Consider the following 1,689-nt stretch of genomic DNA (forward strand, 5'->3'; position numbering starts at 1 on the left):
GTTTCCACCCCCGGGCCAGGCCGCGCCCCCTCCACCCCAGCGGTAGGCTGACGACGCCTGATCCACGCGGATCGGAACTCGCATGCTCGAAGGGACTCACCCCATGGCGCTCGAAGCCGGCCTCCTGGAGATCCTGGCCTGCCCGGCCTGCCACTCCCCGCTCGACGACCGTTCGGCGGCCGACACCCCCGAACTGGTCTGCACGGGCGACGACTGCGGCCTGGCCTACCCGGTCCGGGACGGCATCCCGGTCCTTCTCGTCGACGAGGCCCGCCGCCCCGCCTGACCGCGAGCGACACCCGTACGGGACAGGACGGCAGCAGTCCGCGGGCGAGGCGAATCGCCTCGGCTCCGAGCCAGGCCAAGCCAGGCGAGGGCGCCCCGTCCCCGTACCCGCAGCCCGCACCCCCCGGTGATCGGAGGCCCACCGCCATGCTCGACGAGTCCTTGCTCGACGCCCCGGAAGCCCTGGCCCGAGCCGACCGCCGCGATCTGCTGCGCGGCGCGGCCGAGGCCGGCGCGCGGGTCCGTACCGCCGCCCGGCACGCAGCCGAGGCGGGCATCGACGGCCTGACCCCCGAGGGCCGTCCGCGGGCCGTCCTCGTCGCGGGCCCCGGCACCGCCGCCTCCGGGGTCGCCGACCTGATCGGCGCACTGGCGGGCGCGGCAGCCCCCGTCACCCGCATCCACCCCACGGGGGTCGCCCCCGCCCCCGGTGCCCTGCGCTGGGCCCTGCCCGGCTGGGCCGGATCCGTGGACCTGCTCCTCATCGCGACCGCCGACGGCTCCGAACCGGGCCTCGCCCTGCTCGCCGAGCAGGCTTACCGCCGCGGCTGCACCGTCGTGGCCGTCGCCCCCACCCGCTCACCGCTGCGCGAGGCGGTCGACGGGGTGCACGGCCTGGTGGTCCCGATGGCGGCCGCCCCGCACGGCGAGTACGACGCGGAGACCTCGGCCGCCGGCCCCGGCACGCTGTGGGCGCTGCTCACACCCCTGCTGGCACTCCTGGACCGGGTCGGCCTGGTGACCGCGACCCCCGAGGACCTGCAGAAGGTGGCGGACCGCCTGGACCGCACCGCGGAACGCTGCGGCCCGGCCATCGCCACGTACAGCAACCCGGCCAAGACGCTCGCCGCCGAACTCGCCGACAGCCTGCCGCTGCTGTGGACGGAGGGCGAAGCCGCGGGCCCGGTCGGCCGCCGCTTCGCCGCCGTACTGTCCGAACTGGCGGGCCGCCCCGCTCTCACCGCACAGCTCCCCGAGGCGCTGCCCTCGCACGGCACGCTTCTGGCCGGGGACTTCGCGGCCGGCGCGGACCCCGACGACTTCTTCCGCGACCGGGTCGAGGAGGGCGAGACGCTGCGCGCCCGGGTCGTCCTGCTCCGGGGCCGCCCGACGGGAGGCCTCAGCGCCTACGCGGCGGCCCGGGAACTGGCGCTCGGCCACGACACACCCGTCAGCGAGCTGGAGCCGGAGGCGGGCGACGAACTGGAAGCAGTCGCCGAACTGCTCGCGATCACCGACTTCGCGGCGGTCTACCTCTCGCTGGCGTCGGCGCCCCAGCCCTGACACGGACCCAGGAGGGCCAAGCCACACGGGACGAGACAAGCTACACCTGACAAGGCGAGCCCCAGGCCCTCAAGCCCCAGGGGTCCGAGCCCCTCCGACGTACCCCCAGGCCCCCAAGCC

2 protein-coding genes are annotated in these 1,689 nt (G+C 76.2%); both read left to right on the forward strand.

Going from position 1 to position 1,689, the window contains the following annotated elements:
• Nucleotides 1-103: 103 nt before the first annotated feature.
• Complete coding sequence (locus D3105_RS33645; RefSeq protein WP_030589348.1) at nucleotides 104-286, forward strand: Trm112 family protein; 183 nt, start codon at nucleotides 104-106, stop codon at nucleotides 284-286.
• Nucleotides 287-432: 146 nt separating this feature from the next.
• Nucleotides 433-1,569: an SIS domain-containing protein gene (locus D3105_RS33650; RefSeq protein WP_118906578.1), complete on the forward strand. Its 1,137-nt coding sequence runs from the start codon at nucleotides 433-435 to the stop codon at nucleotides 1,567-1,569.
• The last annotated feature ends 120 nt before the right edge of the window (nucleotides 1,570-1,689 follow it).

Source organism: Streptomyces globisporus, assembly GCF_003501885.1.
Taxonomy (GTDB): Bacteria; Actinomycetota; Actinomycetes; order Streptomycetales; family Streptomycetaceae; genus Streptomyces; species Streptomyces globisporus_D.

Bases quoted from the DNA above. Each gene is read 5' to 3' on its own strand.
- D3105_RS33645 (WP_030589348.1), top strand. From the start codon at position 104: ATGGCGCTCGAAGCCGGCCTCCTGGAGATCCTGGCCTGCCCGGCCTGC.
- D3105_RS33650 (WP_118906578.1), top strand. From the start codon at position 433: ATGCTCGACGAGTCCTTGCTCGACGCCCCGGAAGCCCTGGCCCGAGCC.